Source organism: Bacteroidota bacterium (assembly GCA_030706565.1).
Taxonomy (GTDB): Bacteria; Bacteroidota; Bacteroidia; order Bacteroidales; family JAUZOH01; genus JAUZOH01.
Genome location: JAUZOH010000169.1, coordinates 1 through 7,998 on the forward strand (window position 1 = coordinate 1; position 7,998 = coordinate 7,998).

Genomic DNA, 7,998 nt, shown 5'->3' on the forward strand with positions numbered 1-7,998 from the left:
AGCTGAAGACCGTCCGCATCTTTGTCAAGTGCGAACACCTCAACTCCGGCTATAGCGGCTCGGGCTACTTCAACGCCTGCGACTACCCCATGGGCATCCGCACCCTGAAGTTCGGACTCTCCTGGCTCTTTTATGATTAAAATTAGTCAGGGGTAATCATATTCCTAAATTTTGGAATCGCTGGCTGCTTTTTTTGTGATTTAAATTTGTCATTAGTTTACGAATATCCCCCGTTAGTCAAAAAAAATCAACGGAATACTTCATTATGCCTATCTTTATAGCTCCAAAATAGCTACAAATTACTATTGTCTAATCAAAACTCGTGTATATCTTCTTTTTGCATTTTTCACCACTTTTTATTCACTAAAATCATAAGAATTTGAGAAATAGGACTAGAATAATTAGGGCCACTATTTTGATAATTTCACTGCTCGTGTTCTCCTGTAAAAATGGGAAAGATATTGAATCTGCAACAAAAAGTGATCTTATACGCGTCAGGGAAAGAGGGAAAATTATTGCTGTAACCAGCGAAAGTTCAATAAACTATTTTCTCTATAAAGGTGAACCTATGGGTTTTCAATATGAGCTGCTCAAACAATTTGCTGATTATCTCGGCGTAAAACTCGAAATAAAAACATGTCAAAATGCTCAAGAGCAGATCGAACTTCTAAAGAATGGAGATTGTGATTTAATCGCCGACAATTTATTTCAATCCAAAGAACTTTTTAAAGAGATTGATTTTAGTCATCAGCTTTATAGAAGTCGACTGGTAATTGTTCAAAGAAATAATTCAAAACCGGATAATTTAAAGAAGTCCGAATATATTCGTTTCCCTTTAAAATTGGGTGGAAAATCCATTTATGTGCAAAAAAATTCACCTGATGCCGGTATTTTAAGGCAGTTATCCGGAAAGTTCAGTGATTCCATAAAAGTTTTAGAGGTTGAAAAAAACGAAGACTATCTGATCAGAATGGTTTCTGAAGGATATATTGATTATACAGTTTGTGATCAACAGATTGCAAAAGTTTTTTGTGGTAATTTAAAAAATCTGGATTACAGATTGACAGTTAGCAGTAGAAAGCCAATTTCCTGGGGAGTGGCTAAGGAATCTAAGGATCTTTTATACAAACTGAATGAATGGCTTGATAATACCCAGAAGAGCGGACAGGTGGCAATTTTATTTCAGAAATATTTTCAAAACGAAAAGACAGAGAAAATTTCCAAGAGCACCTTATATACCTTAACAAGCGGAAGGGTATCGGTTTATGATGAATTGATCAAGGAACAGAGTCAAAAATTGAAATGGGACTGGCGATTGTTGGCTTCATTAATCTATCAGGAATCCCATTTCAAGCATAACGTAAAATCTTATGCCGGGGCTCATGGAATAATGCAACTGATGCCTTTGACTGCCGAATATTACGGAGTGGAGAGAAATGCCGGCGTCGGAAAGAATATAAAAGGAGGAGTGAAGTTTTTGAATTACCTTGACAGACAATTACTTCATAGAACCGCCAACAAAGAAGAACGTATTAAATTTGTCCTGGCTGCTTATAATATTGGGTTGGGCCATGTTCTTGATGCACGCAGACTGGCTAGGAAACATGGGAAAAACCCGGGAATCTGGGATAAAAACGTTCGTTCTTTTTTGATAAAAGAATCTCATTCTTCCTATTATAAAGATCCTGTAGTTCTTTTTGGTTACTGTAACGGATTGAGCGCCTGCAATTATGTTGATCAGGTACTTGAGCGATATCATCATTATTTAAATATTACAAATAACGATTAAGTTGATTTTGTTCAATCAGACTGATGAATTCTGAAATGATCATAGCCGTTGCCCCCCAGATATGCTCATTATTAATATCATAATAAGGAGTTTCTATCAGCATATTCTTGATCTGCCTGTATTTCTTTTTCCTGTTTTCAGGAATAAGCAATTGTTTAATCATACATTCAATGATGTAATTTACTTCACGTTTGTCAGGCCGGAAAGAGGGTAGTTCTTTGCAATATCCTATAACGGGAAATACATAATGATTGCTCAGCGGTATAAATAAAGGACTGAGATTTCCCAATAATTCAACTGTGTTAGGGTCGACTCCTATTTCTTCCTCACATTCTCTCAAGGCTGTGAATAAAATATTTTTATCTGAGGCTTTTTCTTTTCCTCCTGGAAAGCTTACCTGTCCGCTGTGGTGACCTTCATAAATATTCCGTCTGGTAAAGACAATCGTAAACTCATGATTTTTTTCATAAAACAGGAGTAAAACTCCGGCTTTGACAGGATTTTTGAGGGTCGGGGATTTAAACCTGAAAGCCGGAGCCATATCGTTTTGAGCTTCCTCGCCAGGAAGAGGCCTAAGCAAGGCATCTTTGAGATTCTGAATAAATAACTTATGTGATTTAGATACTCGTTTTTGCATTCATTTTATATTGTTCTTCCGGTATTTTGCCTGTACCTCTTAAATTAATGAATTTTACAAGAACATCAAACCAGAATGGTGCTCCCAGGGATAATGCGAGAGTTGTTACTATCCATCCTAGAAATCTCAATATAAAACAGGTGATTGGACTTTTTTGTTCAATGCCTGTTTTCCCCTGAGTAGTTTCGCAGGAACAAAGATTTTCACCTTGCCAGCCTAAACCAACAATGCTGATTATTGGATTAATATTTGAATCCATAAGTTTTTTTGATCTGTCAAGCAATTCGTTGGCTACATCCAATAAACTGTCTCTTTTTGAAATGGATTTTCCTGAAGCATAATAAGGTACACTTTTTTCGTATTGATCAGCTGTTTGAGTATATTTTGCAGCTAAATCAGCCAGTGCAATGCTTGCAGACCGGTCATTGGAAAGTTTTTTCACAATGAAAAAGCTGTCTGCATTAAATGCAACGACCACGATAAAAGATATGCCCAAGACAATCCATTGGGTTTTTCGCTTATACCATCCGGAAACTCTTTGCATCATCTCATCAAACCATTGTTCCAGTTGACGTTTAAATTCATTTATATCAAAATTCGCATCCTGCCAATAGGAGGAAATAAGTTTTTGTGTTTCTCCTTCAGGCAAACCAGCCAGTCCTGCATTGGTTTGCCTGACTGCATCTTCTCCTGAACCATAACTTTTGATAATATCGACCAGAGTTTTTGAAAAATTTTTGGCGGTGATGTAGGAGGGTTTGCTTTTTTCACAGGCTCCCAAGTATTTGATCAGGTAATGATCATAAAATTTGTCGGCTAGTTCATGTTGATTTTTATCATTTAACATTCTTTTAATACCGTGATGCAGCATATTTGCCCTAAACTGGAAAAAAGTGGCAAGCAATTCCTGAATAATTGTTACAAAAAGGCTGAAAAGAAGGTAAATAAATACCACTCCTATAATGACTTCAATGGTAGATAGACCGGACATTTTTAAGGTTTTTAGGTTAATAAATAGGTTATGGAATTTTAAAAGCGTTTATTTTCCAGTTGGACATTTGATTTTTTTTCTTTCCATCAATTTTATTGATAGGTTGATGGAAAGAAAATCTTATAACAATCAGATAATTAGCTTATTTCTATAATTAAATTTAGATTAAACGGAATTGTCAACAAATGTTTTTTTCAAACTTGTAACCCTATCCCGGATTTCGGCTCAAGGTTTACAACCAGTTATATTACTTTGATTTTGCAAATTCCATCCTAAGTTCAATAGTAACTGTCTTTCCTACAGTAGCTCCTCCGGCTTCTGTAAGGGCATTCCATTTCAAGCCGTAATCGAAACGGTTGACCTTAGAAACCGCTTTAAATCCGGCTTTTATATTACCATAACCGTCTTTTGCCGTACCTCCATAAGTTACATCGAATTTTACAGGTTTGGTAATCCCATGTATGGTAAGGTTGCCGTTTAACTGATATTTATTCCCGGAGATTTTTCTGAAAGAAGTACTTTTAAAAGTCATCTGTGGATATTTTTCTACCTCAAAGAAATCAGCTGATTTCAGGTGTTTATCCCGGGTATCATTATCTGTGGAGATGGAATTTACATCCACCGTAAAGTCGATGGATGAGCCTGCAAAATCAGGCTTTTTGGCCATAACTGTTCCGTTGTAAGATTTAAAATAACCTTCAACTTCAGAAATCACCAGGTGAGTGACTGTAAATTTCACTGAAGAATGAACATTGTCCACCACCCATTTCGTTTGGGAAAACAATGATGCTCCCAGGAGCATAAAAGCAAATAGAGCAATAACTTTTTTCATAATGGTTAGTTTTGATTATTTATAGTTGAACTTATAGAAAAACAACTAACAATAGTTAATTGTTGCAATTAAGGTTTTCTATTTCTAAATCAAAGCATAACTGTTTAACTGCTATTAAATTTAAAGAATATTTTCGGATTAACTGATATCCGAAATTTATAAATTTCAGGAAGTTGGTAAAATAATAGGATTACTTTAGAGTAGTCACTTTTGTAAGCCGGGGATTAAAAAAGTAGAACAGGGAAAGTAGACAAAACTTTCCCCTCTAGGAATAATTGTGATGGAATAATTATTTGTAGAAATTTTTTGAAAAGGCCGAGAATTCATCTTCACCGCGTAAAATTCTTTTATCAAGGGCATGAAAAAAACCCAGTCCATAGCCAAATAGTTGTATGTAACTAGCCACGGGCGAAAGCAGAGCCACCAGAATATTTTTTTCCAGAAGGAATGAGTCTGCAATAATTAAAAGAATATAAAGCAACAGTGGCAACAGGAATATTATATTCCAAAGACTAAGAAGCAGAAGAAGAACATTACCTGCCACAAAAACTGCAGGCAATAAATGAACCATCTTGAGCGAATGGGGATGCCGTTTGTAAAGGTTTATCCGGGCTATCCCTGAATTATAGACCTGTTTGTAGAATTTTTTAAGGCTGGTCCGGCGTTTGTGATAAACAAAAGCATCCGGAATGAGTTGCGTCTTAAAACCTGTTTCGATTATGCGAAGGCTTAGGTCAATATCTTCGCCAAAGCGCATTTCAGAATAGCCGTTGGTTTTGTCAAACACTTCCTGGGATATACCCATATTGAAGCTGCGCGGGAAAAACTTATCCAGTTGTTTCTTCCTGCCTCGTATTCCTCCGGTAGTAAAAAACGAAGTCATGGAATAGTTTATGGCCTTTTGAACGGGAGTGAATGATGAATGAGCCTTGTCCGGGCCTCCATAAGCATCTGTATAATTTTTATCCAATACCTCATTGACTGTCGCCAGATACTGCGGTGGAATAATACAATCCGAATCAAAAAAAACATAATAATCACCCGAAGCCTTTTGAACACCGAAATTTCTGGTTTGCCCGGGGCCGGAATTATCCTTGTAATAATAACTGATATCCAATGTGTTTTTGAACCTTTCGGCTACCAGGTTACTTGATAAGCTCGAACCATCTTCAATGACCAAAACTTCAAAGTTTCTGTATGATTGCAGTTCCAGACTCTTTAATAATTCCGTCAATTCATCGGGCCGGTTATAAACAGGAATGATTACCGAGAACTTGCGCATTATAAAATTTCTTTTTCAACCAGGTAGGCATTTCTGTCTGAAGAGTTTCTGGTTATCAGTTCCCCTAAAAAACCTGCCAGAAACAATTGAGTACCCAGTATCATTGCAGTCAGGGATAAATAAAAATAAGGGGTCTGGGCAATGAGTAATGCTTTGATATGGTGTTGAAGGCAATACCATTTATCAATGCCAATATAAAGTACGGCAAAGAAACCCAGGATAAACATCAGGGTGCCTAAGACGCCAAAGAAATGCATAGGGCTTTTTCCGAATTTTGATATAAAGGATATGGTCAGCATATCAAGATAGCCATGAACAAAACGTTCCAGCCCGAATTTTGAAACTCCATATTTCCTTTTTCTGTGTTGAACGACTTTCTCACCAATGCGGGTAAATCCGGCTTTTTTCACCATCACCGGGATATAGCGGTGCATTTCACCAAAAACCTCAATGCTTTTAACCACCGTATTTTTATATGCCTTGAGTCCGCAATTAAAATCGTGTAATTTAATGTGTGTAACCCTGCGGGCCGTCCAGTTGAAAAACTTGCTTGGAAGAGTCTTGGAAATGGGGTCGTAGCGTCTCTTTTTCCATCCTGAGACCAGATCATAATTTTCTTCCATGATCATTCTGTAAAGCTCCGGGATTTCATCAGGACTATCCTGCAGGTCTGCATCCATGGTTATGACCACATCACCTGCGGCAATTTTAAAACCCTTATATAAAGCGGCAGATTTGCCATAGTTTCTTCTGAATTTTATCCCTTTTATAGCCGGATTTCCTTCAGAGAGTGATTCAACAACTTTCCAGGAATGATCGTTGCTGCCGTCATCAACCATAATCACTTCGTAGCTGAAATTATGTTCATCCATTACCCGTTTAATCCAGGCAGCCAATTCAGGCAAAGATTCTTCTTCGTTAAAGAGTGGTACTATTACTGAAATATCCATTATTCTTAATTCGTTTTTATTAACAGGTGAATTTATTCCCCTGGTTTCGCATTGCTATTTTCCTTGTTATCGCTAGTATTGTTATCTTCTGGCAGCTCGGGTTCGTCTTTTATAAATTCGGCTCCTTCAATATGATTTTGAACGTTTCCATTATTGTAGGCAAAGGGTGAAACTTCTTTTCTCAGGAAAATGGATAGAATTAAAGAAAAGATAAAACCATAAAAAGTAAGGGAAAATACTTCGGAGAAGGCATAGAATATTGGTGTAGCAAATTTCTTTTGCATATTCATGGCCATTTCAACTTTATCGTCGGGCATTCCACTTTTGACCAGGTTCTCTTCCACCATTGCCAGAATTTTGTCAATTAGTCCCGGGTCAATAAATTTAAGCAATATATAAGTAAAGAAACCATATATGATCCCGGAATAAAGGCAAATAAGTGTACCCATGCCTAAAGACTTTCCATAGGTTATTCCTCCCACCAGGATTTTATCACGGTAATGCTTGATGCAAAAAAAGATTCCTAAAATGATGATCAAAAAGCTCAGATAACTTACATTTTTTGATGTACTCACACCTGCCAGATAAGTGAGTAAATTAAAAATCACCAGGGCTATACCTACAATAGCGCCATAATTCATGGCATTTTTACTCATGGTGTTGCTTTTAAATTCTTCCATCTTAGTCTATATTTATTGTACAAATATATTAGATTTTGGTAACATAAAAATAAGTATGTCTTAAATAAAGTACAATTGTTCCCTTATTTTTCTTTATGGGATAAGGTTGTACGCTCATTCATTCTATTAGTCCGGCAACTTTATTTTAGCTGCAATCAAAAAACAACCAATCCCTTAGGGCATATTTCAAATATATCCCAAAATAAAAATAGGAGAAAGAGTGTTTTGAATGAAAAAAATTACTACTTTTGCACCGGGTAAGTCTTATACGACCAGCTCCTGTTTAACTCCCCCAGGTCCGGAAGGAAGCAAGGGTACGATGGTTGAGCGGTGCGATATAAGTAGCTTACCCACTTTTTTTTGCCCAACCCCCAAGTTTTATTATTCCCGGATCTGTTTTGTTTTTCAAAGTTACTTACCAATGGTTACCTTATAAAACCCTGTGCTTCGTTTTAAAAGGCAGAGAATCATTGTTGTTATTGCTGTTGGTTTCAGGCGACAGGTAATAAAGAATGATGATTTCTCAGTTTCAGCCAAATTTTGGGGATAATTTTAAGATGCCGAATTTGGGCTAAAACCCAATACATATTCTGATTTACATTGCCGTTGGCTTCAGTCAACGGATTTGATGAAGCAATATTTTTTGCGGCTTTAGCCAAATATTCCTGTATTATTTTAAACTATTGAAGAAATATCATTATATCAGCAGGATCCGTCAGCTGAAGCTGACGGCAATGGAAGAATAATTCCAAAATGCATCTGAAATTGTTCTTTGATTAAAGAATGCCATCTTCTTTTAACCTCAAAGTTGGCTTAAAAAGACTCAGCAGGTGGCTA

At 36.7% G+C, this 7,998-nt stretch carries 7 protein-coding genes and 1 other RNA gene; 2 read left to right on the forward strand and 6 right to left on the reverse strand.

Translation table 11 applies throughout. The features are described from left to right. The first annotated feature begins 415 nt into the window (after positions 1 to 415). Positions 416 to 1,789 carry a transporter substrate-binding domain-containing protein gene (locus Q8907_09720; GenBank protein ID MDP4274543.1) on the forward strand — a complete coding sequence of 458 codons (1,374 nt, stop codon included), beginning with the start codon at positions 416 to 418 and terminating at the stop codon, positions 1,787 to 1,789. Here the strand turns inward: Q8907_09720 and Q8907_09725 are convergent. From Q8907_09725 to Q8907_09750, 6 genes are all read right to left on the reverse strand, one after another. Then, positions 1,773 to 2,426 (reverse strand): CoA pyrophosphatase, encoded by a 654-nt coding sequence (locus tag Q8907_09725; protein MDP4274544.1) that lies wholly within the window; start codon positions 2,424 to 2,426, stop codon positions 1,773 to 1,775. The two genes, Q8907_09720 and Q8907_09725, sit on opposite strands and share 17 nt — an antisense overlap. Continuing rightward, on the reverse strand, positions 2,407 to 3,417 hold the full coding sequence (locus Q8907_09730; GenBank protein MDP4274545.1) for a hypothetical protein: 1,011 nt from the start codon (positions 3,415 to 3,417) through the stop codon (positions 2,407 to 2,409). The genes Q8907_09725 and Q8907_09730 overlap by 20 nt, the downstream gene beginning before the upstream one ends. A gap of 247 nt (positions 3,418 to 3,664) precedes the next feature. Further along, complete coding sequence (locus Q8907_09735; protein ID MDP4274546.1) at positions 3,665 to 4,249, reverse strand: YceI family protein; 585 nt, start codon at positions 4,247 to 4,249, stop codon at positions 3,665 to 3,667. 289 nt (positions 4,250 to 4,538) lie between these two features. Further along, positions 4,539 to 5,531: a glycosyltransferase gene (locus Q8907_09740; protein MDP4274547.1), complete on the reverse strand. Its 993-nt coding sequence runs from the start codon at positions 5,529 to 5,531 to the stop codon at positions 4,539 to 4,541. Beyond that, the gene (locus Q8907_09745; GenBank protein ID MDP4274548.1) at positions 5,531 to 6,481 is read right to left on the reverse strand and encodes a glycosyltransferase family 2 protein; all 951 of its coding nucleotides are present in this window, start codon (positions 6,479 to 6,481) and stop codon (positions 5,531 to 5,533) included. The genes Q8907_09740 and Q8907_09745 overlap by 1 nt, the downstream gene beginning before the upstream one ends. A 32-nt stretch (positions 6,482 to 6,513) precedes the next feature. Continuing rightward, a complete protein-coding gene (locus Q8907_09750; GenBank protein MDP4274549.1) occupies positions 6,514 to 7,161 on the reverse strand; it encodes a DUF4199 domain-containing protein in 648 nt (215 codons plus the stop codon). Positions 7,162 to 7,416: 255 nt separating this feature from the next. Between Q8907_09750 and ffs the strand changes: the two genes are divergently transcribed. Next, an RNA gene (gene ffs, locus Q8907_09755) (signal recognition particle sRNA small type) lies at positions 7,417 to 7,516 on the forward strand. Positions 7,517 to 7,998: the final 482 nt, after the last annotated feature.

Bases quoted from the DNA above. Each gene is read 5' to 3' on its own strand.
- Q8907_09725 (MDP4274544.1), bottom strand. From the start codon at position 2,426: ATGCAAAAACGAGTATCTAAATCACATAAGTTATTTATTCAGAATCTC.
- Q8907_09730 (MDP4274545.1), bottom strand. From the start codon at position 3,417: ATGTCCGGTCTATCTACCATTGAAGTCATTATAGGAGTGGTATTTATT.
- Q8907_09735 (MDP4274546.1), bottom strand. From the start codon at position 4,249: ATGAAAAAAGTTATTGCTCTATTTGCTTTTATGCTCCTGGGAGCATCA.
- Q8907_09740 (MDP4274547.1), bottom strand. From the start codon at position 5,531: ATGCGCAAGTTCTCGGTAATCATTCCTGTTTATAACCGGCCCGATGAA.
- Q8907_09745 (MDP4274548.1), bottom strand. From the start codon at position 6,481: ATGGATATTTCAGTAATAGTACCACTCTTTAACGAAGAAGAATCTTTG.
- Q8907_09750 (MDP4274549.1), bottom strand. From the start codon at position 7,161: ATGGAAGAATTTAAAAGCAACACCATGAGTAAAAATGCCATGAATTAT.